A 24923-nucleotide genomic window follows, 5' to 3' on the forward strand; every position below is an offset into this window, starting at 1 on the left:
GAAGACGCTAGAAGGCATTGAGATGACGGTGCGTCAGCAAATTCAAACTCATGTCAGTCCCGAACTCGGTCATTTTTTATCCGCACAGCTACTGGCACAGCAGCAGGCCGCAACCGACGACTGAAAAGTACCTTGGGTGTTCTAAGCGTTACCACTCAACAGGCACAGCATCTAGCCGTTTCCCCCTATCGTCAAATCAGTCTTCATTTAGAGAATTGTTGTTTGCGCATCAGTGCCAATGTCTCCTATGCTCAAGCCGCTAAAGATGTGGCTTATTTAACCGGGATTCAGGTACCCGCCAAAACCCAGCAGCGATTGGTGCATTAACAACGGTTTCCTACCCCCCAGGCCCACGAAGCTTTAACCGACGTGAGTGCAGAAGAAGCAGAAACCGTAGACTCTGCCTGATGTTTTCAGTAGGGGTGGTCGCTCCATACCTCTCGCTTTGCGCTTAAGCCGACACAGCATACTTTTCCAAAGTTTTCATGGCCTTTTTGATAATTTGCCGCACTCGCTCTCGGCTGACACCTAATTTCTGGCCAATTTTTTCCATGGATTTAGGTTTACCATCTTCCAACCCGTATCGCTCGATGATCACAAAGCGTTGGCGTTCATCCAGTAAGGACATATATTCAGACAATTCTTCATTCTGTAGCATCATGTCCAAGTAAGACTGGGTCGGATCACCTGATTCAATCAAATCCCCGAGGGTTGTATCTTTCTCATCCCCTACGAATTTGTCTAAGGATACGGCCTCTTGCAAGCTAAGGAGATACTTTTTTAGCCGCGGCAAGTCCATTTCCATCTCTTTTGCAATTTCTGCAACTGTGGGTTCTCGCCCTAAGATTTGGCTAAGCTTATGGCGGGCTCGTTTAATTTGGTTCCCCACTTGCCAATGCTTCACGGGGAGACGGACGACGCGTCCTTTATTTTGCAGCGACCGAGTCACACCTTGTAGAATCCACCAGTAAGCATAGGTACTAAATCGGTTGCCTTGCTCAGGTTCAAACTTCTCCACAGCAATACTTAAGCCAATGTTCCCCTCTTGGATCAAATCCAGAAGTGGTAGGCCGCGATTTTGATGTTTTTTGGCGATTGAGACAACTAAGCGCAAATTAGCTTCGATCATCTTTTTTTTAGCTCGTACATTTCCGGCTTGGACCTGCCGAGCTAGCTCAATTTCTTTTTCGTGGGTTAATAAGGGATATCTTCCGATCTCTTTCAAATAGTAATGAAGACTGTCATATTGCCCCGCCATTTTTGTTTCCCCACAAACGCCATTGCTAGAGGTAGTACCCTAAAATCATCTGAATAGGAAGCTTTCTTTGCGTTTCTTAAGAAAATCTGAAAAAACGGGCTCCTGTCTCAACTTTCATTAAGCGAACATGGTTTTTATTAGCTTTTTATAAATATTTCTTATTTTTCTTTTCGAATTCTTATTCTGTTTTTACCTGACAGTTTGGGTGCAATATTGAGATGGGTTAAGCCATTTCAAGGATTTCCTCTATTGAGTCTCTGTGGGGATCAACATTATTTCCATAGTTCATCAAAGTTGAAAAGAGAATCAACAATCAGGCTAGATTAGTTAGTCTTTGAAGTACTTAATCCCGTTGAGCCTATTTCTGCAATGATTCTATGACAGAATGCAGGTTTCAGCCTATGTATTGATAAGGGCGACAGCTCATCCTAAACTCAGATTACCAAGTAAATTATTTTTCTCTTCTTAATCTACCTAGCATTATTTTTCTGTCTCGTATGGTCCGTTGTTTCGTTAAGCTATGTCACATCTAACGTAAGTTATTACAACAGATTATCTGAGCAAGTTGAGCCTAAAATATGCCGTATTGGATGCTAATGCATTCAACGATTAGCTCCCTTCTCTTCCTTGAGTAAAATCATTTTAGCTTTCTATTTGGATTGAAATCTAGTCGCCCTCGATGTCCTTGAAATATGGTGCTACTCATCCTGACATCATCGCTCTTAAAATACTGAGCGGTGATCCATATTTTGCAAACTGCTAGTGTTGCTGGAGGTTTAGTCTAATTCGTTTAATTTGGGTTACTTCACAGGGGCGATGAGCAACATAAGTGAACATAAATTGTAGATGTTCTGGCCGTAAGATCGTGCCATCGTTTTTGCAGCTACCTATATAGTCAATCTGAATACTTGGCTTTGACTCAGTCAAGGTGAGACTGAATAACCGATCGCGCAGGTTAACTATTTTCTGTTTCCCAGATTTAGTGGTTTGCTCAAATAAGATTTCTTTAGCGCTCAGAATTTGTTCGATCCAAGCTTGCCATTGTTCGGCTTCCGCAGGTTCTGGATCTGTTAGGGCCAGGGTTAGTAAATACTCTGCCTGAAAGACGGACTGAGTTGCCGAAGGGGCTTTCAGATCAATGGTCTCTACTTTGTACAGCGGAATATCATCTGGCAAATAAGTCGATAGAGTCTGCTCAAACGCTTTTTCATCTACTGTTTGGGTCAACTCAAAGTCTATGATCTCACCAGAACTCGTGGCTCCCAGCATCAAAGCATTAGCTGGGGCAATTCGGGGACTAGGATGAAACCCGCCCGTATATGCGATGGGAATTTGAGATCGCCGCACAATACGGTCAAACAATCGCAATAAATCTAGATGACTCACCAGGGCCATATTCCCCTGTTTCCCAAACCAGACCCGAATGCGTTGAACGCGCTCCTGATTGGGGACAAAGTTACCTTGAAAGGCAGGAATGGGTTGCGGGGGGATGACGACGTTATGGCCAAAATCAACGCTACAGACTCCACAGTGTGAGCAGCCTTCAAAGGAACAGTCGGGGACCGTTGCCGCTTCTAGGGCGCGCTTCAGATCGTCTTGAAGCCACTGTTTATCGATGCCCGTATCCAAATGGTCCCAGGGTAAAGGTGCGCCTAAATTCTGAGGGGGTTGATCGGGCTGTTGTGGAGAGGCTGCAGATGAGGGCAGATCAAACAGATTCCACTCCCCTTGCTCAACTTGGCGGTATTTCCAGGTGAGATTGGCTTCTGAGATCGCATCGGTCCAGGCCCCATAGGCTTTGTCTAAACTCTCCCACCATGAGTCCATACCAGCCCCCAGTTCCCAGGCTCGTTTCACCACAGGCGCTAAGCGGCGATCACCTCGGCCGACAAAATCTTCCATCGCCGAAATCCGCACATCCGTGAAGTTTACCTTTACGCCCTTTAAGCGTCTAAACTCAGCCCGCAGCAGATCTTGCTTGCGCTGGAATTCCTGAGTCGACACAGAATGCCACTGGAACGGGGTATGGGGTTTAGGAGTGAAGTTAGAAATGGTGATATTGAAGTTAAGACGCCGCTTGCCTTGACCTTGGCACTCTCGGCGCAGCCACCGAATCGTTTCCGCAATCCCCAAAACATCAGCATCCGTCTCGCCTGGTAAGCCAATCATGAAATAGAGTTTGACCTTGGTCCAGCCTTGCTCATGGGCCGTTTTAATGCCCCGCAACAGCTCCTCATTGGTCAAGCCCTTATTAATGATGTCCCGCATCCGTTGGGTGCCTGCTTCAGGGGCAAAGGTCAGGCCCGTTTTTCGAGTACCGCCAATAATATTGGCAATATCTTGATCAAACCGATCGACCCGCTGGCTGGGCAAAGACAGGGATACATTCTCGTCCTTCAGCCGATTCTTGATTTCCATGCCCACTGAGGGCAGGGCCAGATAGTCAGAACAACTCAAGGACAACAGGGAAAACTCGTTATAGCCCGTCTCTCGCATCCCCGTTTCAATGGCATCTACCACCTGTTCTGGTTCAACATCGCGGGCTGGACGGGTCAGCATACCGGGCTGACAGAATCGGCAGCCTCGGGTACAGCCCCGTCGTACTTCGATGGTGAGGCGATCATGGACGGTCTGAACGTAGGGAACCAAACCAATGGAATAGGCAGGCATGGGGTCCGCCACCCGTCGCAAGATCCGCTTGGGCACATCGGCACGGTTCGGATGCACCGATCCATCAGCCGCCATATCGTAAAACTGAGGTACGTAGACGCCAGGGATTTGGGCTAAGTCGAGCAAGACTGCTTGGCGGCTTAATCCCTGAACTTTGCCCTCTTCTAAAACCAAGCCAATTTCAGGGAGTAGCTCTTCGCCATCCCCCAAGGCTACAAAGTCAAAGAAATCGGCATAGGGTTCGGGATTGGAGGTAGCAGTCTGTCCCCCAGCAAAAATAAGCGGCATGTCATTGGTAGTTCCCCAACCTGACTGATTGCGCTCTTGCCAAGTTAAGGGAATCCCTGCCAGATCAAGCATCTCCAGGATATTGGTAGCGCCCAGTTCGTAGCTGAGGCTAAAACCTAAAATATCGTAGTCGGTTAGGGATCGCTTGGTTTCAACGGCAAACAGTAGGGTTTCAGTCTCTCGCAGTTTGGTGGCTAAATCAGCAGCGGGGAGATAGGCGCGATCGCAGAGTTGTCGCGGCTGGGCATTCAAAATGTTGTAGAGAATAATATGCCCGAGGTTAGATGCCCCCACCTCATAGACTTCAGGGTAGGTCAACACCCATCGCACCGTAGCCGAATCCCAGTCTTTATGGACTGCACCAAGCTCGTTACCCAGATAACGGGCGGGCTTCATAATCTCAGGTGTAATTAGTGATTCAACAGCAACAGGCACGGGCAATCTCAAATTTCAACGTTAACCGTTCAAATCTACTATAACGAGGGCCAATGCTAGTTAGGACTCAGGCGCTAAAATTCTGACCTCTCCCAATTTCAGGAAAACCCCAATCTTGATACAGTCAATGCAGTAGGTCAATCGAGCAGTTCAACTATGTCCAATGCAACGCCCATTCCCGTTATCGTCACCGGAGCCGCTGGCAAAATGGGGCGGGAAGTGATCAAAGCTGTCGCTCAGGCCGATGATTTAAGGCTTTACGCTGCGGTTGACCGCAACCCTGAAGTGTTTAGCTTAGATGCCGGGGAACTGGTTGGCCTCGAACCCGTAAATATTGAGTTGACCAATGAACTCGAACCAGTGTTAGCTGCCGCAGCACAAGAAAAACAGTCTTGCGTGATGGTGGATTTCACTCATCCTAGCTCTGTTTATAGCAATATCCGAGCTGCGATCGCCTATGGGGTATACCCCGTGATCGGCACCACGGGCCTCAGCGATGAGCAGATGAAGGATCTGACCGAATTTACCGAAAAAGCCAGTATGGGCTGCTTAGTCATTCCCAACTTCTCCATTGGCATGGTGCTATTACAACAGGCGGCTGTTCAAGCCTCACAATATTTTGACCATGTCGAAATTATTGAACTCCATCACAATCAAAAAGCAGATGCGCCCAGTGGTACTGCCGTTAAAACGGCTCAATTATTAGGTGACTTAGGGAAAACCTATAACCCAGCCCTTGTCGAGGAGAAAGAACACTTAGCAGGCGCTAGGGGCAGTCTAGGCAGTGAGAATATCCGGATTCACAGTGTCCGGTTACCGGGATTAATTGCTCACCAAGAAGTCTTATTTGGTGCTCCAGGACAGCTTTATACCCTACGGCATGATACGAGCGATCGCGCCTGCTATATGCCAGGTGTTCTCTTATCCATTCGGAAAGTCACCCAATTACAAACGCTTATTTATGGATTGGAAAAGATCTTGTAATGAAGTGTTTGTTCGCAAAGACACATTCACCTAGAATACGAGTACCAAAAATACGAGACAAAATATGCTTCTCTCGAATACTTCAATGAAAAGTGCTGTCGTAAATGCTCATATCTGACATCTCCTAGGTCAGTCCATAAATAGGATTGCCTGCGGACGAACAACTTTGATGGAACATTTATGACGATTATGTGAGTATAGTTAAAGACGACTTAACTGTTCTTAAAGTAACTCATATTATGTCAGCAGCAATTCAGTTTATTCGGGGTGTTGATGAAGAAGTCATCCCTGACGTGCGGTTAACGCGAGCTAGAGATGGTAGTTCAGGCCGAGCAATTTTCTACTTCGAAAACCCCAACCTCATCCAAGAAGGAAAGTTGGATGTTATGGGTATGTATTTGCAAGATGAAGAAGGTGAACTATCAACCCTCGATGTGAATGCCAAATTCGTGAATGGCAAACCTCATGCAATTGAAGCTAATTATGATATGAAGTCCGAGGAAGAATGGGACCGATTTATGCGGTTCATGAATCGCTATGCCGAAGCGCATGGGTTGGGTTTTTCCAAATCCTAGATTTTGCAGTAAGTTCAACGACGCCTGTTCTGCAATAAAACAGATTTGGGAGTACCCCAAAATAAGGATCCCTAAAGCCTGCTGTCACCAGTACGTTCACCAAATTCACCCAGGTATATCCCCTTAGGATCTCTGATTGGTTCGGAGGTGAGGAAGCTCGCTTACGATTAGCCTCTTGAAATGCATTGAGACAAGGGGATGCAGTGTTGTAAGGATGCTTTGGAAAAATAGGATTTATCCCATACTCAGAGAACCATATGAAAAAGCGCTTTTGAGGATCCTGACATATGGGAGACTACCGGGGGCATTAGGTTCAACTCCCTGCAAATAGCTCAGAGCATCGCCGCTTACCCAGCAATAGGTCAGCAGCGTTCTTTGGGCATTCCCTAACTCACTGGCATTCCTAAAATGTCTTCAATTTTGGGTAATTCCTCCAAGGGAATTACGCGACCCTCATCGATAAAGCCATCAATCTGATCGAAATTGAGATAGCGATAGAGATCATCCGCAAACGGATCGATCTTCTTGGCGACGATATCTTGATATTCCTCTGGAGTAGGGATACGGCCTAGTAAGGCACAAGCGGCTGCTAGCTCTGCTGAACCTAAATAGACCTGCGCCCCTTTCCCCATCCGGTTATTAAAGTTACGGGTTGAGGTCGAGAACACCGTTACCCCATCTTCCACGCGGGCTTGGTTCCCCATACAAAGAGAACAGCCTGGCATTTCTGTGCGCGCCCCGGCGGCGGCAAAAATACCGTAGTAGCCTTCTTCTCGCAGTTGTTTTTCATCCATCCGAGTCGGTGGACAGATCCAGAGTCGCGCTTTGGTCGGCCCTGCCCCCTCCAAGACCTTCGCCGCTGCTCGGTAGTGGCCAATATTAGTCATACAGGACCCAATAAACACCTCATGAATCGGGTCATTAACGACCTCAGATAAAGTCTTAATATTGTCAGGGTCGTTAGGCGCAGCCACTAAGGGTTCACGAATCTCGTTGAGGTTCACGTCCACCACTTCGGCATACTCGGCATCGGTATCTGCTGACATAAGAGTCGGATTTGCCAGCCATGCTTCCATCTTGGCCACCCGGCGCAGAATCGTCCGAGCATCCTGATAGCCTCGGGCCGCCATATTCTTAAGCAAGGCAATATTGGAGCGTAGATATTCGGCTACCGTCTCTTCGCTGAGTTTAATCGTGCAGCCCGATGCCGATCGCTCTGCTGATGCATCCGTTAATTCAAAGGCTTGCTCTAGTTTTAGATCCGGCAATCCTTCCATCTCTAGAACTCGGCCTGAGTAGATATTTTTCTTATTCTGTTTCTCGACGGTTAGCAATCCCTTTTGGATAGCCACATAGGGAATGGCGTTAACGATATCTCGCAGGGTAATGCCAGGCTGTAGATCGCCAGTAAATTTAACCAAGACTGACTCCGGCATATCCAAGGGCATCGCCCCAATTGCAGCAGCAAAGGCCACCAAGCCAGACCCGGCAGGGAAGGAAATACCCAAGGGAAAGCGGGTATGGGAGTCGCCTCCTGTACCGACAGTATCCGGCAACAACATCCGGTTGAGCCAAGAGTGGATAATGCCATCGCCAGGGCGCAAGGCGACGCCACCCCGAGAAGCGAAGAAATCGGGCAGATGGGTATGGGTATCAATATCAACGGGCTTGGGATAGGCTGCGGTATGGCAAAAGCTTTGCATCACCAGATCAGAGCTAAAGCCAAGGCAAGCTAACTCTTTCATCTCATCGCGGGTCATGGGGCCAGTGGTATCTTGCGACCCTACCGTTGTCATTAAGGGTTCACAAGACATGCCAGGGCGAACGCCCGGAAGACCGCAAGCCTTGCCCACCATTTTTTGGGCCAGGGTAAAGCCTTTACCGGAATCAGGGGGTGGAGTGGGTCGAGTAAAGACATCGCTCGGCTCCATTCCCAACTCGATACGAATTTTGTCCGTTAGAGACCGACCAATCAGCAACGGAATTCGGCCTCCCGCTTGAACTTCGTCGGTAATCGTTTCAGGCTTGAGATTAAAGGTGGTGAGGACGGTACCTGACTCGTCTGTGATTTCGCCTTTGTAGGGATAGATGTTAATCACCATCCCGGTCTCCAAACTAGAGACATCGCACTCAATGGGCAAGGCACCTGAATCTTCCGCTGTGTTGAAGAATATAGGTGCAATATTGCCCCCTAAGATATAGCCGCCAGCTCGCTTATTGGGAACGAAGGGAATATCATCGCCAATATGCCAAAGGACCGAGTTAATGGCTGATTTTCGAGATGATCCGGTACCAACGACATCTCCCACGTAGGCGACGGGATGGCCCTTTTGCTTAAGCTGAGCCAAGGTTTCTAGACCATCTGGCATCCGGGTTTCCAGCATGGCTAGCGCATGCAGCGGGATATCAGGGCGCGTGGTGGCGTGGGGGGCGGGAGACAAATCATCAGTATTCGTTTCGCCCGGTACTTTAAAGACGGTAACGGTAATGGATTCATGTAAGGCAGGCTTGCTGGTAAACCATTCCGCCGCCACCCAGGAATCAACGACGGACTGGGCATAGGGATTGGTCTGGGCGAGTTCCATCACGTCATGGTAGGCGTCGTAGACCAAGACGGTGTGTTTGAGAGCCGTGGCTGCAGCGGTGGCCAGCTCAGTATTGTCTGATTTGAGCAGGTCCACTAAAGACTGAACATTGTAGCCGCCCATCATCGTACCGAGGAGTTCAACTGCAGCGATGGGAGTGAGGAGGGGACTGGTGGTTTCGTTGTTTGCGATCGCACTCAGAAACGACGCCTTCACATAGGCCGCCTGATCGACGCCGGGCGGGATGCGATCGCGTAGCAATGCCATCAAAGCTTCTTCTTTACCGGCAGGCGGAGACTTGAGCAGTTCACAGAGATCTGCCGTCTGCTCAGTCGTCAACGGCAGCGGCGGTATGCCCAAGGCAGCCCGTTCCTGAACATGTTGGCGGTAAGATGTCAGCATTTCCAAACCAGATCCCATGAAGCCTTCTCAATCAATAACAGTAATTCACTTGAAACCTTATTTACAGCCTTAGATAGCAAAGCAGCCCTAAGGGAGAAGATTAAAGTTTAGCCGATATATCCAATATATCGTTGGATTGTCAGTGTCTACTGTGTAGCGCCATACTGCCAGGTCATTTCGCCCATTCCACATCAATCGACTGAATGCTATTGCGGTTGTAGACGGTGACAATTGCCTCCACCTGTGAATTACTCCAACCAATTGAAGTCATCCGATAGTTGTAGTTTGGGCCCAGTTGTTGCTTAGCTCGTTGCAAGGCTTCAGCCGCATCAGCGCTGCTGAAGGCAAGATAGATAAGGATGCTGAGGATGATCCCCAACCCAGCACCGCCCAGCCATGCACTCATTGGGGGCGCTGCTTCCATCCCAGATGTCCTCAGGGCAGCCAGGATCCGTTGATGGCGGAGTTGACAGTACAGCCAAGGCAAATAGATGACTAAGGCTCCGGTAAAAATCCATGAGACAGAACTTAAGATTGGATACAGGCGAAATTGAGTCATCCACAGGTCTTGATCCTGAAACACAATTATTCCGATGACGGTGGAGAAGATCCTGTACATCCAGTAAAACGCTGAGAACCAAGTTACCCAGGTCGTAACCTTTAAGTTCCCCCTCAGAAGGAAGACACCAGCGATTACGCCCAAACTTAGCAGATTGGACATTGAATTCACGCCATTTTCACCTCGATAGATCATCATCGAAATATTGAGTAGCCCGAATAGAATCAGTGACCAACCTGCGCGTTTCAAGATAGTTCGAGAAGTCTGGATCATCACGATAGAATCCCGACAATATCCTTTCTTAGTAAGATTTTTATTCGACAAAGCACAGAAATACTGATTTAGAGCGGCTCACGAGTTGCTAGATTACATCATCAATGACAGAGACCTGGTACCTTAACCACAAACCATTGCCTTTTTCAAGATGGAATCACCCCAAGGCTAGTTTACTGACGCTATGAGAGGAAAAGATGATGCTCCGTCATTCAAATCAAACCGCCCCGTCCACTCCACTACTTCTGAGCGGATGCATCGCCTTGTTAACAATATCCGGGTTGTATGGTTGCAATAATCAGGCCAGTAAAGGGGTGAGAAAAGGGAATTCGACGGTTTCGTCGGGCTCCACTTTGCCCAAACCGTCAACATCATCCGCATCAGCCCCAAGCTTAGCGCTTCCTTCCCAAACAACCCCATCTGATCCGACGTTAAAGCCGCAGGTTAAGGGAAATAGCGAGACTTCTCAATTTCAGCCTAATCCCACGTCTGGAGTAAGCGCCAACGCCTCGAAAGTAACCCCGAATACCATTGAAATACCATCCAACCTGGCAAACCCAGCTTCGGCAATTCCTGGGCTACCCGTTCAGATCCCAACGACACCATCTGTCAACCCAGCCTCAAGCCCTACTTCAGCTGCAACGATTCCGACCACACAGCCCAATATCCCTAAAGCCAGTCCTCCGACCCAAAATAGTCCTAAAGCGAATGCTTCATCTGACTCTCCTTCCGCCTTAACAGAGGAAGCCAAGTCCATCAAACGACTCAATCAACCCATTGATCCCAACCTTCGCCTAACGTCTTCCTCTTCGTCTAAAGTCTCTAAGGCATCAAACCCAATTTCTACTTTTGGAAGTCGGACTTCAACTGAAATAAATCGCGCGAGCACTTTCAACAACCCGTCTTCCACAACTCGTTCCGAGTCCTCTGGTCTGCGCCCATTAGTGTACAAGTACAACCCGTCAACAGGGACATACAGTGCAGGACCCGCAGAGTAGATATTATCAATTAGAGTTGAGCGTATTCCACGGTTAGGGGAAGGTGTCCTCAAGCTTAGCCCTTCCCCTAACCGTGGATATGTCCTTTCTGGATGTGAGCTGATACTTTATTACATAAACGACGTGCCCATCAAGGGGTAGAGAAGCAACCGGGCATTCCGCCAACATGACTATACTAAGAGCAGTTCCCAACCTGGTTCGGACTGATTACTAAGGGTACCGATTTTATTTTTATCAAGCTTCAGACCGATATGGAGCAATATGGGTTGTCCCAGGTCTACTCATTGTTTAATCCTAATTAATGACTTGTACCAAGTCGCCAGTATATTGAAATCGGTCAGCACCTTAGGTTAATTTTTCATGGGATCTATTCAAGTTTCACGAGGAACACGCGATATTCTGCCCGAAGAAGTCATTTATTGGCAGCATGTCGAAGCCACAGCCCGCCAACTCCTTCATCAAGCTGCTTATCGAGAGCTGCGCACTCCTATTTTTGAGCAGACCCATCTATTTGAGCGCGGCATTGGCGAAGCCACGGACGTCGTCGGAAAAGAAATGTACACCTTCAAGGATCGGGGCGATCGTTCAATTACGCTGCGGCCTGAAGGCACCGCCGGAGCCGTTCGCTCTTTTATCGAGAATAAGCTTTATGCCCAAGGGGGGGTACAGCGCCTTTGGTATATCGGCCCCATGTTCCGTTATGAAAGGCCCCAGGCTGGACGACAACGCCAATTTCACCAAATAGGCTTAGAGTGCCTAGGCAGCACGGATGCCCGAGCCGATGTGGAAGCTATTGCCATTGCTTCCCAGCTTCTCAAATCCTTAGGCGTACCGGAATGGACCTTATCTCTTAATTCTCTGGGCACTTCAGAAGATCGACAAAAATATCGAGCGGCCCTAGTCAATTATCTTAATCAGTACAAAGACGACCTTGACCCTGACTCTCAAGATCGTCTTCAGCGCAATCCTCTACGTATTCTCGATAGTAAAGATCCAGAGACTAAAGAAATTGCCCAATCTGCCCCCAACATTCTGGATTACTTGGGACCAGATTCTAAACAGCACTTTGACCAGGTTCAGCAGCTTCTCACCGACTTAGATATTGCCTACACACTCAATCCCTGTCTGGTTAGAGGATTAGACTACTACACTCACACTGCTTTTGAGTTCGAATTAGACGAACTAGGGAATCAGGCTACAGTTTGTGGGGGCGGTCGATATGACCGTCTCGTTGCCGAACTGGGGGGGCCTGAAACACCAGCGGTAGGGTGGGCAATCGGGATGGAGCGGCTGATTTTGCTCCTCCAAAAAGCTGAAATCGCCTTAAATCAATCTTTAGATTTTTATTGCGTGGCCCGGGGAGTAGAGGCCAAAGCTCAAGCCCTGCTGATTTGCCAAAATTTGAGAAAAAATGGCTTCTCAGTCGAGATGGATTTGAGTGGGAGTGCCTTTGGCAAACAGCTTAAACGTGCCGATCGGAGCGGAGCCGTTGCCTGCTTAATTTTGGGCGATACCGAAGCGTGCGATCGCACCCTCCAACTCAAATGGCTGCAATCCGGTGAGCAAGAAACCTTGCCTCAAGCCGATCTCAACACCCAAACGAACCAGCTTCAGCATCAGATTGCCGCGATCCGATCTAAAATCTCTACCTAATCCTCCCAATTGAGGCCAGGATCGGTTAGACTGGCCTCCAAGTTGGACTTTCTTGACAATTACCGAGGAATGTGGGTATCTGAACAGTGGCTGTGTGGAGTAGGACATAAAACAAGATGACAGTGGACTTAGAATTCTTGATTCAGAAAGAGGGTGATTTTGAGTGGTTACCCTTGGAATCTCTCAGCGTTGAGATTTTAGTTGGTCGATATCAGCTGATTGCCCAGGCAAGCGAAGCAGATTGCCCGATTCAGGTCCATATTCGGCATCAGTATGTCCAAGACGGCGTATGGCAAGAAGTCGTCCAGCAACAATTGCACCGAACTGACTCCCAAGGTCGGATTGAAGTCTTACCCCCCACATTCTTACAGCATGGACGTTGGATTATTAGCTGCTCTCCCCAACCAGACGAGCGTTTCGGCCTCTCGGAGGTGGATTGTCACTGTGTTCAGCTACATGTCCTCACCCATGACATCGATCTAGATGAAGAGTGGGAATTTGTAGACCCACCCCTCAACCTCCAGCCTGAGCCAAGCTCAACTCGTGCAGATGACCTAAAGCCTCTATTTACAGCCGATATCAGTGCTAAAACCGCTTGGAATAATTTCGCCCCTGCAGTCGAAGCAGTAGAAGACATCGACCTGGTAGACCCAGACCTGCTGGTCCCGCCTCCAGCAGAGACCCCCGCCTTCATGGCCATTGAAGTCGATCCCTTTGCCACTCTCGAAATTGAACCCTCCCCAACAACGTCAGACAAAAAATCAGAGAAAACGTCAGCAGAAAAGTTAGAAGCCGTTCCAGCTCAACCCGAACTCCCTAACATCCCCCAGCACACTCCACTGATTCGTTTTGAAATTTCGCCTGGACTGATTCTTCCCCCCGAATTGTTTAAGTCAGATTTAGACCCCAGCGATATCCCCTTACCTCAGCTCCCGGTCTTTCCTCACTTAGATCACTGGGCAGACCTGTCCTATAGAGAACTATCCATTGCCTTAGGTCGGCTTTATTGGAGCAAGTTAGACACCTACGGCGAAGCAATCGATGTGGACTTTAGGTCTCTCGATCTTCAAACCCGCTTCTTACAGAATTTACAGGCATTAGCTCTTGGCGACATCCCGGTCTCTGAACCACCTCTCCACGACCGATCGTTTGAGCACCTCCAGCTCGATCCAGAGAACTGTAAAGCGCTGATTCCTATCCCCACCCAAGGGAAATCCTAACGTCCCAATAGAAGGATTGAAGAACAATTATGCGGATTTGGCTGATTAGTTTTCTAGTACTGATGGCTGTAGCGAGAGGATTAGACTGGCTACATCACCTCAGTCTTCCCCTGCCAATTTTGCTGCTGGGGGGAGCGATTCTATCCATTGTGTCCAACGAATCTGCTTTAGGAGGATTACCCTGGATGCCCCAATCCGCCTCTACTCAGATCACAGACAAAAGCAACACTGCTATAGCTGACAAAAGGCTCACCCCCCAATAACCTCTTCTACCATCAGTCCCCGAAAAAAACGGAGGCCACTTCCTTAAGTAGCCTCCGTTTTTCACAAATGTATTCAGCTTATATGAACTGAGACAATCAATGCAGCCTAAGCCTCATCCAGGGCAGCAATTCCAGGAAGGACCTTGCCTTCCAACAGTTCCAAACTAGCGCCACCGCCAGTCGAAATATGGCTCATTTTTTCAGCCACCCCTACTTTTTCCACGGCAGCCACAGAATCTCCTCCACCAATGATGGTGTCAGCCCCTGTTTCGGTAATCGTGGCTAAGCTATTTGCGATCGCATCTGTCCCCGCCGCAAACTTATCAAATTCAAACACCCCCATGGGGCCGTTCCAGATCACAGTTTTACAATCTGCCAGCGCAGCCTGAAACTCCTTAACAGAATTAGGACCAATATCCAAGCCCATCCAGCCATCGGGAATACCGTTGATAGAGACCGTTTGCGCATTTGCATCTGCAGCAAAATTATCCGCTACCACCACATCTGTGGGGAGTAACAATGCCACACCTTTTTCCTTAGCTTTCGCCTCCAGAGACCGAGCCAACTCTAACTTATCTTCTTCCACCAAAGACTTACCCACTGCTAGGCCACGGGCTTTGTAAAAGGTGAAAATCATCCCACCGCCAATCAGCAGCTTATCCACCTTATCCAGCAAGGTTTCAATCACGCCAATCTTGCTAGAGACCTTGGAGCCACCTACAATCGCAGCCAACGGACGCTGAGGAGATTCAATTGCCGCTTGTAAATATTTCAGCTCTTTTTCAATCAGATAGCCAGCCACAGAAGGGCTCAGGTGGTGGGTCACCCCTTCTGTAGAAGCATGGGCTCGGTGGGCCGTCCCAAAGGCATCATTCACATACAAATCAGCGACTGAGGCCAATTGACGAGCAAAGTCAGGATCATTGGCTTCCTCACCAGCATGAAAGCGAACATTCTCCAGCAACGCTACTTGACCATCTTGGAGAGCACCCACTTTGGCAGCGACTTCATCCCCAATGCAGTCATCACACTTGGTCACCGGTTGACCCAATAACTCAGAGAGTCGGACTGCGACTGGCGTCAAGCGCATGGATTCATTAACTTGACCCTTAGGGCGACCAAAGTGACTGGCCAGAATGACCCTGGCCCCTTTAGACGTTAGATCTTTAATCGTCGGCAGGGCAGCTCGAATCCGAGTATCGTCTGTAATCTTGCCTTCACCATCCAGCGGCACGTTAAAGTCAGCACGGACAAGCACCCGCTTACCCGATAAATCGGCTGATGTTAAATTGGCTATTGTCTTCTTGGACACAATCAAAATCTCCTAAATGCGTCTATTGCGTTTTATTACCCCCCCATGGCGGTAAGCATGGGGTATTGGCATGATGAGGATTGGGATAAATCCATACCCTAACTATCGTTGGTCGGGTTGGTTTCAAGTTATGAACTGATTCCGTGCCGTCCATATTTTACCGGAGTCCGTACCCTGGAGTAGAGCTACATGTTTAAGACGATCTTGTTTCCAATTGATCAAAGTCGTGCTTCTCAAGATGCGGCTGAGAAGGTGGCTGAGATTGTCAAATTTTGCCAGAGCAAACTGATCATTCTCTCCGTCCAAACTCCTCCCGAGGAGGCCACTGAACCCACTGGCACCGCCAATCCATCCGTCGATCAACTCCTCCAAAATGCCAAGATTGCCTTTTCCGACTGGGGAATTGCAGCAGAAACCATCAAACAAGAAGGTCGACCCGCCTTTTGTATTTGCGATTATGCGGATGAAATCGATGCCGACTTAATTGTCATGGGCTGCCGAGGGGTCGGTTTAACCGAAGAAGGCGCTGCTGAAAGCGTCAGCAATCGCGTCATTAATTTGGCCCCTTGTCCAGTCATGGTTATCCCCTAACCCCATCCGGTGGCGGTTCGATCATCTCAGGACAGCAGGGGACATTCAATCCTTAGACATCTAATTGCCACTATTTGGGTTAACTTCAGACTCTCAAGAAACTACTGCTGCGTCAGTTCAAGAATCACATCACAACGATAATTTTCCGCTAAATTTACCAAAATATCCTTTAAATCCTGGTGCTCAGGCAAAATCTCATCCAGTAAGTCGGTGATTCCTTCGGTATCCAGATTGATGGCTCGAGTCTGAAGCTGCATCAACCATGTTTTGGACATGACTGTATTGAGTTTCGCCTTCAGATCTTTGCGCTTGGGGAGTGACAGTGAATCACTGTTGGTCAGCGGGGGCGTAAGTTCCTCATATAAGTACTTCACCCCAAGATGCTGCGTCATTCGTTCCAAAATAATCGCTTCGTGACAAGGTTTGCGAAGAAAGTCGTTACACCCGCAGGCCATTGCCCGCTCCTTATCTTCCTCAAAGGCATTGGCCGTTAAAGCAATAATGACAGGCTGCGGAATATTCGGCATTTGCCTAATTCGTTGGGTCGACTCCAAGCCATCCATCACCGGCATTTTGATATCCATCCAAATCAAATGAGGATGCCACTCCTCACAAATGTCAAGGGCCTCATGTCCATTTTGGGCAGATTTAACCAGAAAGCCAATTGTTGCCAGCAACGTCACTAGTAAACACCGATTATCCGCATGGTCCTCCACCACCAAAATGCGATAGATCGGTTGATGAGGATGAACTTGCAGCACGCGTTGCTCAGGCTTGGCGACGAGGGACTCACCAGGACAAAGAAGGATTGGAATCGTAAACGAGAATGTCGCCCCCTGACCCAGCTGACTGGACACGGATAAATCTCCCCCCATCAGCTCTACAAATTGACGACTAATAGAGAGTCCCAATCCGGTCCCATGAACCCCTTGGTGGGATTGTTTGCCATACTCCGTTTGATAAAAGGGTTGAAAAATTTTCTCCTGATCTTCGATTGAAATCCCAGGTCCTGTATCTGAAACCGAGAAGGTTAACGCACAGCTTGACCTCGTTTCCATCTCTGGGTGGGGAGCGAGATGAGATTGAGCCACCCCAACGGTGAGCTGAACCCGCCCTTCATCTGTAAACTTAATGGCATTCCCCAGCAAGTTGATCAGGACCTGCCGTAACTTTTTGATATCGGCTTGAATATATTGAGGAACGGTCTTGGAGTATTTAAATTTAAGATTAATTTTTTTTGAGAAAACCCTTTGCTGAAAAAGGTTATACAATCCCTCCAGAAAATGATGCAGATTAAAATCTGTGGGATCGAGGATGATCTGTCCAGCTTCAATTTTAGACATTTCTAAAATGTCATTCAGAAGCGCTAATAGATGTTCGCCACTACTGTTGATAATACTGAGTTTATGGAGATGGGCGGGCGTTAATGTCGCATCTCGACTTAATAGCTGAGAAAAACCGAGAATGGCATTCAGCGGGGTTCGCAGCTCGTGACTCATGCTGGCCAGAAATGTACTCTTGGCCAGATTGGCACTCTCTGCCATTTCCTTAGCAGCTACTAATTTTTGGGCTCGCTCATCCGCAAGTTTATGGGCTTCGGCTAAGGCCGCATTTTTGGCTTGCAGGAGAAACAGAAAATCTGAGATGCGATCATGAACAGCAAAATGATTTAGTTTCAATCCTAATGGCTTTAATTTTCGGATTTCTGTTACCCAAGGAGAGCCAAGGAAAAAGATTAAATCCTGTTCCGAGACCAGCATCATTTGTCCTTGTAACTGCATCCCTATCTGTAAACAATTCAAGATCAACAGGGAGCGGCAGGGTTCAGTAAGACTGACAAAATCAGGCTTGATCGGCGGCCTCTGAATCACAAATTGATCTTTAAACTGACTACCACAAACGTTGGGCAGTAGCAATTCCAGTGAGCTACCCGCCTGCACAATTTTCAAGTCTGAGTTCAGGACAAAATGAAAGGGAAATGCAGCTGAAAATTGTTCTGGAGGCAAGCTGTAATTCAAGGGAGCAGACAATGTGCTAGGCCTGGTAGGTAACTGAGAAAACATCATGATCAGCCCCTTGTTCGCGATCCTGGATTTGAGTGACTTCCACCGCCGTATCAAACCGTTCGCCTAGACCTTCCACTAACCCTGACACCATGGGGGCCATTCCCTGTCGATGAGAGTAGTAATGGAGATTGAGGGTGTTTCTTTCCTGATCGCTACATTGAAAGGAGGGGGGTTGCATTTTGGGGAAAATCACCCCAAGGCGACTATGCAAATCATCAAGATTTCCTAGAAACTCTGGCAAATCATCGCCAGCCAAATCCATCATTTCGCCATACCCTTCTTGCCCAGTAAACTTAACCCAATATTTGCCAAAATCCTCCATGATCTCGGCAGCTGATAGTCCTAGCACTTGGCTAGCAGATTTTACTAAGCGATGGGTCAGATCATCCGGATAACTCTCTAAGCTAATAAAATTGTCAGACTTAGTTTCTGAAAGCGTTTTTATGGATTGCCAAGCTTCTTCACCAAAATGATCACAAACCATTTCTTGGATGGCTTTATTCACTAAGCCATACATATAGCATCCCCCTACTCTTTTAGTTTTCTCAGAAAATAAATATCTTGGAATATAACTATCTACCACTATTTTATTCAATATTATCAAGAACCCATAATCGGGCTAAAAGAATTAGTTCTATTCAAGAAATTTCCTTAAATTCAGTACAGTCCATCGCATTTTTTTTGAGCTGAGATGAAATAAACAAAGGTTCTAACCCCTACTGTGGGGCTGGATCTATTTTCCCTGCAGCTCGGGTGATTAGAATTTGCACATCACAATCTCTCAATTTTTCTCTGGCCATATTTTAATCAGATGATGTGATGAGTTGTCCTGGCATTTGAATTTAATGGACTGATTTTGTTCTATAGTCCACTTGTTGCCAAGCTAAGCCACCATATCGAATAGCAAGATTTCAGCATCTTCAGACTGACTATCAATGGAAATATCACGGAGATTCGTAATGGCAGCAGCATCTCCAGCAACCAAGGCATAAACTTCGTTAATTTGGACAGCCCCTTTGGCAACATGCAGCCAGGCCATACGCTGTGCTGGCAACGTATGGGTAACTGAACCTTGCTGACTGAGCTGGGCTGCATATAGGTCTATATCTTGGTGAATGGTAACGGCTCCCCGTTGGCTGGTCTTTGAACCTAAAAGATGTAGACGATTTTTCTGCTGTTCAAGGGCAACATGGGTTTGCTCATAGTCTGGCTCTAATCCTTCCCTGTCGGGAACTATCCAGATTTGAAGTAAGTGAACGGGGTCAGACTGAGATGGATTATATTCACTATGCTGAATCCCAGTGCCAGCCGTCATTCGCTGAATATCTCCCGGTTGAATGATGGAGCCATTTCCTAGGCTATCTTGATGCTCCAAAGCCCCCTCTAGGACGTAGGTAATAATTTCCATATCTCTGTGACCATGTGTACCAAACCCTTGGCCTGGCTGAATAAAATCTTCATTTATCACTCGCAAGGGGCCAAAACTCATATGGCGAGGATCGTAGTAATGACCAAAGGAAAATGTGTGATAACTCTGAAGCCAGTCTAAGCGGGCAGATCCTCTGTCTTGACCAGAACGAATCTCAATCATTTGAGTCGACCTCTCATTGGCGAAAGAAAAGGGTAAATCACCTTGTCGGTGATAGTTCTATTATCGAATAACTCCAATAAGATGACAATATGATATTTTATTGACATATTGTCGCTTATTTATTGACAATAATATGGATAGGCTTGAGAGTATGCGCGCCTTCACAGAAGTTGTGGATGCGGGGGGGTTTGCGGCAGCTTCACGACAAATGGGACTATCGCGATCGCACGTCAATAAACTGGTGATTAATCTAGAGGACAGCCTTGGGGCTCAGCTCTTACAACGCACGACGCGTAAGGTGACTCCAACTGATACGGGCCTGGCTTTTTACGAACGCTGTCGAGGAATTTTGGCAGCGGTATCAGAGGCAGAAGCAGCAGTTACCCAATACCAAACGAACCCCAAAGGTACGCTAAGAGTGAATGCGCCCATATCCTTTGGTACTCGGTATTTGGCCCCAATCTTGCCTGAATTCTTGGCCCAGTATCCAGAATTACAGGTGGAATTAGCCCTGAATGACCGCTTTATTGATCCCATCGAAGAAGGGTTCGACGTTACGCTCCGGATTTCCGCCCGCCCAACAGCCAGCAGCTTAATTGTTCACGAACTGAGCCCCGCGCAGCGGGTGTTCTGTGCGGCCCCTACCTATTTGCAACAACAGGGAATTCCTGACCATCCCGACCAGCTCAAGCAGCATTCCTGCCTCCACTATGGCTATTTAGCCCCCCTCAATCAGTGGTACCTTAAGGGACCAGAGCAAACCCATACTATTCGAGTCCAAGGCAACGTTTGTTCTAACAATGGAGAGGTATTACGGCAAGCCGCCCTGAAAGGGCTAGGAATTACGCTCTTACCGACCTTTATGGTGGGGGCTGACTTGTCATCTGGCCGATTACAGGTGGTTTTATCGAACTATAAAAGTCCTGCGATCGCAATTTATATCCTCTATCCCGTAAGTAAACACCTGTCGGCCAAGGTACAGTTGTTCACAGCATTCTTACAGGCGCAGTTTGGTCAAGAGCCGCAACTGGTCGGAGAGGCTGGCAAGAACTAAAATGGGAACACTAGAACTATACCAATGGACTTGAGAGTTCAGACTTTGAAAATTCAGAACTCCAATCAATGATTCCCTGATCAACACCCAGTTTTCCCGATCTCGAATGACCAGGGAATCTAGATCCCCTTCTGGAACGCTGTATCAGCAACTCACTTTGCTAAGGATTTGATATGAAAAAATGGCTGCTGTTGCTTTTGTTTTTCGCTGGTTTCAGTTGGGCGATCGCAAATTTTCAAGGGTTGTCAGCTCAAGGGCAATATGACTCCATCATCTTTGACTTCAAGGAATCTCTTAGCTCTGCCGAGATTGAACGGAAGGTCGAGTCCTTATCAACTCAATTCCAAACCGACTTAACCTACAACAGCCAATTTTCCCTGAGTGACCATGTGTTTATCGCTAAAGGAGATGAACAGCTCCTGAAAGCCATTCAAAACTCTGGGATTAAGGAGTTTACTGAATTTGTTGAGCCCAACTATACCTATCAGGCATTGTTTAGTCCCAACGATCCTGATTTCGATAAGCAATGGAATCTTAAGAGCATCAATATGGAGGCTGCTTGGCAAGCCAGTCGGGGGCGAGGGACAACGGTAGCCGTTATTGATACAGGAATTGCCCCCGTTGCCGACTTAAAGCGCACACGCCTCGTTCCCGGCTATGACTTTGTCAACGATCGGGCGAATGCCACAGATGATCATGGTCATGGCACCCATGTGGCCGGCACCATCGCTCAATCCACCAACAACAACTTTGGCGTTGCGGGCATCGCTTATGAAGCCCAACTGATGCCCCTCAAGGTGCTAGGTCGGAGCGGATCCGGCACCGTTTCAGATATTGCCGAATCCATTCGCTTTGCTGCCGACAACGGCGCAGACGTGATCAATATGAGCCTGGGCGGGGGTGGAGAAAGTCAACTGATGCGCGAAGCCATTGAATATGCCCACCAAAAAGGCGTGGTGATTGTAGCCGCTGCTGGAAATGCTGCTAGAAGTGCCGTAGAATTCCCCGCCCGCTATCCCCATGTGATTGGGGTCTCTGCCTTGGATTCTGAAGGGCAAAAAGCACCTTATTCCAATTACGGGGCAGGGGTCGATATTTCAGCCCCTGGCGGCTCCCTGAGAGGCAATGATCGCCTGGGCGGCATTTTGCAAAACACCATCAATCCTCGTGATGGCTCTTCCATCTTCGCCGCCTTTCAAGGCACCAGCATGGCTTCTCCCCACGTGGCAGGGGTTGCTGCCTTAATTCGCTCCATCGGAGTTCAAAGCCCTGATCAAGTTGAACAAGTTCTGAAGCAATCTGCGGTTGCTGTTAAAGACGATGCCGCCAATTACTTCGGTACAGGTAAGTTAGATGCCAGTCGGGCCGTCCGCTTAGCCGCGCAAAAGAGTTTTGGTTTTAACGGCTTTATGGGATGGTTACGGAACGGCTTTTTCTTAGGGCCGCGCTTTTGGTTCGATGCTAGGGCCGTTCAGTGGGGCCATAAGTTACTGATGCTTGCCACTGCCGCGATTATTGCCTGGCTATTTCGTCTACCCTGGAATTGGTCTATGGGATGGGGGTTAATATTGGGCAGTACCGGCTTATTTATCCTGCGCTGCTTCCACCTCGTCGACCTGCCCCACTGGCCTCTACGGGTGTTGGGGAGTTCCTTACCCGAATTGGGCGGTGCGATTTCAGGGGCAAATGCGTTAAATCCCCTAACGGCCAATGTCCTGATCGCCCTGGGACTGATTGTCCTTCTCCTAAGCCATCCCCAACTCAAGTGGTTTGCCCTGGGTGGTTCGGCAGGAATTACGGCCTGTCTCGCGGTCAGTGCTTTGGTCGCGCCTCAAGTGGTGTGGTTCGGCAGCACAGCCGTTGCTCAAGGGTTCCTAGGCATCAATGCTTTGCTATGCTTGGCGTTGTTTTATCTAGCATCCAAATCCGCCTCTCGTTCCGCCTAAGATCAGCATGACGATAGAAGCAGAAGGAACCATCACCTATCAAAGTTTTGGCCTCGGGGTATGGGCTCTGACGGCTAACGATACCACCTATGAACTTTTTGAACCGCCTGCTGAATTACAGCAAGAAGGGCTAGCCATAAAGGTGACGGGTAATATTCGAGACGACATTATGACGGTGGCCATGATTGGCCCAGTCTTAGAGGTTCAAAACTTTGAGATCCTCAGTTCTTAACGCCCAAGGTTAACGCAAAGTGAAACCTTGTTCAGGGCAGCTGAACACGCAATTGCCCTCAGCATTCCCAGGATAATCACGAATGTTTGATTTATCCGCCTAGGATTGAATAATCCCCAGCGCCAGCAGCAAACCGACTACAACCAGAACGCTACCGAGCACCCCATAGAACACCCTGGCTCCATTTCTACCGAAGATAGAGACGAAAAACCGTGCTCTTCGGTTATTCATAAACCAATCCCAATTCAGCCAAGCCCCACAGATTGAGAAAATACCACAAAGCACTAATATCCATCCCATTGTTCTACCCTAATCTATGCGGGGATATTGTACGTTTCCAAGGATTGAACACCAAGTATCCATTAATAATTCTTTCATTTGATCCCCTCCCCCGACAGAGGTACGGGGAATTCAGGACTCAAGCAGCACCAGCAACGGACTATTGTTAAGTTTGTGGCTATCTGAACCATTCAACTATCGACGAGCATAGCGAATGATGAACTATTCCGCAGATGACATTTGTAAAGCCGCTAGAGCAATCCAACCCTATCTGACAGAACTCTTAAATGCTCCCAATGCTCAGCGATTGGAGCGGCAGTTGGAAGGATTACTGTCCAAGGTTTCCCTGGAGCAGGGGAGTCATATGAAACTTTCCCACCTTTTATCTGAGCATCAGTCGACTCGAGACTGGATTCGGTTATATCTGGAGGAAAGCTATCCTGCTGAAGATATCCTTAAAGCGCTCAGAATTTATTACCCCCTCCCCGGGGTTGAGCGTTCCGTCGAAAGTCCTCGGTATGTCTGTCCAGTCGAAAAATGTAATCAGGATTGGTATCGCCAGAGTCGAGAAGCGGAAATTCCGGTTTGCCCCGTTCATGGCTTAAAACTCATGATTGATAGCTAGGCAATGGGGGTGATGCCAAAGCCTCACCGAATAAACCCCTAATTTAGAACTGGATATCCCCTGATGCTCAACAATGCCTGTTTAGCATCAGTCATGCTGATGCTTATCGATATATTTCCCCCGTTTTTTACCCATATGCCTGACTTTGATGGCGGTTGCCCCGTACTGTCATTGAGCAGTGAGTGAGGTGTAATAAATCCAGTGGGCATAGGTTTAAGCAAACTTCTGCCCCTATCTTGATAGCGCTCCAAGCTTGATCCAGCGTGATTCAGAACCCTCAGGACAGATTCAACTTTCTAGACTGTTGGGTCTGGTGTTGACAAAACTTTACATTATGTTATATTGATTCACATAAGCTTTTTTACGGAGTCGAACACATGAGTACTAAGAATCCAGTTTGGGGTTTCACCAGCTATGCAGAGACTTTCAGCGGTCGCTTAGCGATGTATGGATTTTTCATCGCTTTGGTCACTGAAGTCTTAACCGGAAAAGGAATTCTTGGTCAGCTCTCTGCCTGGTTCTTCGTTAACTAATTTTCGTTAGCGTCTGGCTGTGGCTAACAGTCTTTAATTTCTTCTTCCTTGTTATCAGACCCTAGCTCGAAGTTGGGGTCTTTTTTTGGTGAACTTGGATTGTGATGTGCGATCACATCATGCTCACACCGAATGATTTGAGAACACCGATCCCTTCCTTAATGCCCTGTCACTCAAAAGTGGACGCGGGCCTATATCTAGCCTGTTGGATTCGTCACTTGTAAGACTGACAGCCCTGCTAAATTAGGATCCCCTAATTCATGATCCAACTGAATTTAGCGACCTGGGACAACCTGCTGCGGACATATGTCAATGACCAAGGCCAAGTCGCCTATAGCCGCTGGCAGCAAGAATTCTGATCCACGCCTACATTTTGCCTTAGTCTGTGCGTCAATGGGCTGTCCGCTGTTAAGGGCAGAAGCTTATGTCCCAGATATAGCAATCAAAGATTGGGTTAGGACACTTTTCTGAAGGCATGATCCACCGCATCCCAAAAATTTTCGAACTGATGACCTGTTTTGCGTAAGCAAT

23 protein-coding genes are annotated in these 24923 nt (G+C 48.0%); 14 read left to right on the forward strand and 9 right to left on the reverse strand.

Going from position 1 to position 24923, the window contains the following annotated elements; all coding sequences use genetic code 11:
• The first annotated feature begins 132 nt into the window (after positions 1 to 132).
• Complete coding sequence (locus Q0991_RS14125; protein ID WP_299489393.1) at positions 133 to 327, forward strand: hypothetical protein; 195 nt, start codon at positions 133 to 135, stop codon at positions 325 to 327.
• A gap of 124 nt (positions 328 to 451) precedes the next feature.
• Here the strand turns inward: Q0991_RS14125 and Q0991_RS14130 are convergent, their stop codons facing one another.
• Positions 452 to 1258: a sigma-70 family RNA polymerase sigma factor gene (locus Q0991_RS14130; RefSeq protein WP_299489394.1), complete on the reverse strand. Its 807-nt coding sequence runs from the start codon at positions 1256 to 1258 to the stop codon at positions 452 to 454.
• Positions 1259 to 2017: 759 nt separating this feature from the next.
• Entirely contained in the window at positions 2018 to 4651 is a 2634-nt protein-coding gene (locus tag Q0991_RS14135) for a TIGR03960 family B12-binding radical SAM protein (RefSeq protein ID WP_366524959.1), read from the reverse strand.
• A gap of 156 nt (positions 4652 to 4807) precedes the next feature.
• On the opposite strand from Q0991_RS14135, the gene dapB reads away from it, so the two are divergent.
• Positions 4808 to 5635 carry a 4-hydroxy-tetrahydrodipicolinate reductase gene (dapB, locus tag Q0991_RS14140; RefSeq protein ID WP_299489396.1) on the forward strand — a complete coding sequence of 276 codons (828 nt, stop codon included), beginning with the start codon at positions 4808 to 4810 and terminating at the stop codon, positions 5633 to 5635.
• Between the two features lie 239 nt (positions 5636 to 5874).
• Positions 5875 to 6210, forward strand: coding sequence for a photosystem II reaction center protein Psb28 (psb28, locus tag Q0991_RS14145; RefSeq protein ID WP_299489397.1), 336 nt, complete (start codon positions 5875 to 5877; stop codon positions 6208 to 6210).
• Between the two features lie 386 nt (positions 6211 to 6596).
• On the opposite strand, the gene acnB is transcribed toward psb28, so the two are convergent.
• Positions 6597 to 9197: a bifunctional aconitate hydratase 2/2-methylisocitrate dehydratase gene (gene acnB / locus Q0991_RS14150; protein WP_299489423.1), complete on the reverse strand. Its 2601-nt coding sequence runs from the start codon at positions 9195 to 9197 to the stop codon at positions 6597 to 6599.
• A 172-nt stretch (positions 9198 to 9369) separates the two neighbouring features.
• Complete coding sequence (locus tag Q0991_RS14155; protein WP_299489398.1) at positions 9370 to 10029, reverse strand: hypothetical protein; 660 nt, start codon at positions 10027 to 10029, stop codon at positions 9370 to 9372.
• Between the two features lie 200 nt (positions 10030 to 10229).
• Here Q0991_RS14155 and Q0991_RS14160 point away from each other — a divergent pair, with 200 nt between their 5' ends.
• From Q0991_RS14160 to Q0991_RS14175, 4 genes are all read left to right on the forward strand, one after another.
• Positions 10230 to 11027 carry a hypothetical protein gene (locus Q0991_RS14160; RefSeq protein ID WP_299489399.1) on the forward strand — a complete coding sequence of 266 codons (798 nt, stop codon included), beginning with the start codon at positions 10230 to 10232 and terminating at the stop codon, positions 11025 to 11027.
• Between the two features lie 360 nt (positions 11028 to 11387).
• Positions 11388 to 12680 (forward strand): histidine--tRNA ligase, encoded by a 1293-nt coding sequence (hisS, locus tag Q0991_RS14165; protein WP_299489401.1) that lies wholly within the window; start codon positions 11388 to 11390, stop codon positions 12678 to 12680.
• Positions 12681 to 12796: 116 nt separating this feature from the next.
• Complete coding sequence (locus Q0991_RS14170; protein ID WP_299489402.1) at positions 12797 to 13900, forward strand: hypothetical protein; 1104 nt, start codon at positions 12797 to 12799, stop codon at positions 13898 to 13900.
• A 29-nt stretch (positions 13901 to 13929) separates the two neighbouring features.
• On the forward strand, positions 13930 to 14163 hold the full coding sequence (locus Q0991_RS14175; protein ID WP_299489403.1) for a hypothetical protein: 234 nt from the start codon (positions 13930 to 13932) through the stop codon (positions 14161 to 14163).
• 106 nt (positions 14164 to 14269) lie between these two features.
• Here Q0991_RS14175 and Q0991_RS14180 read toward each other — a convergent pair whose 3' ends face one another.
• A complete protein-coding gene (locus tag Q0991_RS14180; protein WP_299489405.1) occupies positions 14270 to 15475 on the reverse strand; it encodes a phosphoglycerate kinase in 1206 nt (401 codons plus the stop codon).
• A 189-nt stretch (positions 15476 to 15664) separates the two neighbouring features.
• Here Q0991_RS14180 and Q0991_RS14185 point away from each other — a divergent pair, with 189 nt between their 5' ends.
• On the forward strand, positions 15665 to 16066 hold the full coding sequence (locus Q0991_RS14185; protein ID WP_299489406.1) for a universal stress protein: 402 nt from the start codon (positions 15665 to 15667) through the stop codon (positions 16064 to 16066).
• Between the two features lie 101 nt (positions 16067 to 16167).
• On the opposite strand, the gene Q0991_RS14190 is transcribed toward Q0991_RS14185, so the two are convergent.
• From Q0991_RS14190 to Q0991_RS14200, 3 genes are all read right to left on the reverse strand, one after another.
• Entirely contained in the window at positions 16168 to 18096 is a 1929-nt protein-coding gene (locus Q0991_RS14190) for an ATP-binding protein (RefSeq protein ID WP_299489408.1), read from the reverse strand.
• Between the two features lie 4 nt (positions 18097 to 18100).
• Positions 18101 to 18649, reverse strand: a complete 549-nt coding sequence (locus tag Q0991_RS14195; protein ID WP_299489410.1) for a heme NO-binding domain-containing protein — start codon at positions 18647 to 18649, stop codon at positions 18101 to 18103.
• A 366-nt stretch (positions 18650 to 19015) separates the two neighbouring features.
• On the reverse strand, positions 19016 to 19723 hold the full coding sequence (locus Q0991_RS14200) for a pirin family protein (RefSeq protein WP_299489411.1): 708 nt from the start codon (positions 19721 to 19723) through the stop codon (positions 19016 to 19018).
• A gap of 133 nt (positions 19724 to 19856) precedes the next feature.
• On the opposite strand from Q0991_RS14200, the gene Q0991_RS14205 reads away from it, so the two are divergent.
• From Q0991_RS14205 to Q0991_RS14215, 3 genes are all read left to right on the forward strand, one after another.
• Positions 19857 to 20777: a LysR family transcriptional regulator gene (locus Q0991_RS14205; RefSeq protein ID WP_366524960.1), complete on the forward strand. Its 921-nt coding sequence runs from the start codon at positions 19857 to 19859 to the stop codon at positions 20775 to 20777.
• 173 nt (positions 20778 to 20950) lie between these two features.
• Positions 20951 to 22723: a DUF5942 domain-containing protein gene (locus tag Q0991_RS14210; protein WP_299489414.1), complete on the forward strand. Its 1773-nt coding sequence runs from the start codon at positions 20951 to 20953 to the stop codon at positions 22721 to 22723.
• 7 nt (positions 22724 to 22730) lie between these two features.
• Entirely contained in the window at positions 22731 to 22955 is a 225-nt protein-coding gene (locus tag Q0991_RS14215; protein WP_299489416.1) for a hypothetical protein, read from the forward strand.
• Positions 22956 to 23054: 99 nt separating this feature from the next.
• On the opposite strand, the gene Q0991_RS14220 is transcribed toward Q0991_RS14215, so the two are convergent.
• Complete coding sequence (locus Q0991_RS14220) at positions 23055 to 23255, reverse strand: Imm17 family immunity protein (protein WP_299489418.1); 201 nt, start codon at positions 23253 to 23255, stop codon at positions 23055 to 23057.
• Positions 23256 to 23448: 193 nt separating this feature from the next.
• On the opposite strand from Q0991_RS14220, the gene Q0991_RS14225 reads away from it, so the two are divergent.
• From Q0991_RS14225 to Q0991_RS14235, 3 genes are all read left to right on the forward strand, one after another.
• Positions 23449 to 23859, forward strand: coding sequence for a hypothetical protein (locus Q0991_RS14225; RefSeq protein ID WP_299489419.1), 411 nt, complete (start codon positions 23449 to 23451; stop codon positions 23857 to 23859).
• A 377-nt stretch (positions 23860 to 24236) separates the two neighbouring features.
• Entirely contained in the window at positions 24237 to 24392 is a 156-nt protein-coding gene (locus tag Q0991_RS14230) for a high light inducible protein (RefSeq protein ID WP_012165247.1), read from the forward strand.
• 312 nt (positions 24393 to 24704) lie between these two features.
• A complete protein-coding gene (locus Q0991_RS14235) occupies positions 24705 to 24863 on the forward strand; it encodes a DUF547 domain-containing protein (RefSeq protein WP_299489421.1) in 159 nt (52 codons plus the stop codon).
• The last annotated feature ends 60 nt before the right edge of the window (positions 24864 to 24923 follow it).

This window comes from Acaryochloris sp. IP29b_bin.137, from assembly GCF_028285745.1.
Taxonomy (GTDB): domain Bacteria; phylum Cyanobacteriota; class Cyanobacteriia; order Thermosynechococcales; family Thermosynechococcaceae; genus Acaryochloris.

Excerpts from the sequence above, each read along its gene's own strand:
- Q0991_RS14130 (WP_299489394.1), bottom strand. The coding sequence starts at position 1,258 with ATGGCGGGGCAATATGACAGTCTTCATTACTATTTGAAAGAGATCGGA.
- dapB (WP_299489396.1), top strand. The coding sequence starts at position 4,808 with ATGTCCAATGCAACGCCCATTCCCGTTATCGTCACCGGAGCCGCTGGC.
- psb28 (WP_299489397.1), top strand. The coding sequence starts at position 5,875 with ATGTCAGCAGCAATTCAGTTTATTCGGGGTGTTGATGAAGAAGTCATC.
- acnB (WP_299489423.1), bottom strand. The coding sequence starts at position 9,197 with ATGCTGACATCTTACCGCCAACATGTTCAGGAACGGGCTGCCTTGGGC.
- Q0991_RS14155 (WP_299489398.1), bottom strand. The coding sequence starts at position 10,029 with ATGATCCAGACTTCTCGAACTATCTTGAAACGCGCAGGTTGGTCACTG.
- Q0991_RS14160 (WP_299489399.1), top strand. The coding sequence starts at position 10,230 with ATGCTCCGTCATTCAAATCAAACCGCCCCGTCCACTCCACTACTTCTG.
- hisS (WP_299489401.1), top strand. The coding sequence starts at position 11,388 with ATGGGATCTATTCAAGTTTCACGAGGAACACGCGATATTCTGCCCGAA.
- Q0991_RS14170 (WP_299489402.1), top strand. The coding sequence starts at position 12,797 with ATGACAGTGGACTTAGAATTCTTGATTCAGAAAGAGGGTGATTTTGAG.
- Q0991_RS14175 (WP_299489403.1), top strand. The coding sequence starts at position 13,930 with ATGCGGATTTGGCTGATTAGTTTTCTAGTACTGATGGCTGTAGCGAGA.
- Q0991_RS14185 (WP_299489406.1), top strand. The coding sequence starts at position 15,665 with ATGTTTAAGACGATCTTGTTTCCAATTGATCAAAGTCGTGCTTCTCAA.
- Q0991_RS14195 (WP_299489410.1), bottom strand. The coding sequence starts at position 18,649 with ATGTATGGCTTAGTGAATAAAGCCATCCAAGAAATGGTTTGTGATCAT.
- Q0991_RS14200 (WP_299489411.1), bottom strand. The coding sequence starts at position 19,723 with ATGATTGAGATTCGTTCTGGTCAAGACAGAGGATCTGCCCGCTTAGAC.
- Q0991_RS14205 (WP_366524960.1), top strand. The coding sequence starts at position 19,857 with ATGGATAGGCTTGAGAGTATGCGCGCCTTCACAGAAGTTGTGGATGCG.
- Q0991_RS14210 (WP_299489414.1), top strand. The coding sequence starts at position 20,951 with ATGAAAAAATGGCTGCTGTTGCTTTTGTTTTTCGCTGGTTTCAGTTGG.
- Q0991_RS14215 (WP_299489416.1), top strand. The coding sequence starts at position 22,731 with ATGACGATAGAAGCAGAAGGAACCATCACCTATCAAAGTTTTGGCCTC.
- Q0991_RS14220 (WP_299489418.1), bottom strand. The coding sequence starts at position 23,255 with ATGGGATGGATATTAGTGCTTTGTGGTATTTTCTCAATCTGTGGGGCT.
- Q0991_RS14225 (WP_299489419.1), top strand. The coding sequence starts at position 23,449 with ATGATGAACTATTCCGCAGATGACATTTGTAAAGCCGCTAGAGCAATC.
- Q0991_RS14230 (WP_012165247.1), top strand. The coding sequence starts at position 24,237 with ATGAGTACTAAGAATCCAGTTTGGGGTTTCACCAGCTATGCAGAGACT.
- Q0991_RS14235 (WP_299489421.1), top strand. The coding sequence starts at position 24,705 with ATGACCAAGGCCAAGTCGCCTATAGCCGCTGGCAGCAAGAATTCTGAT.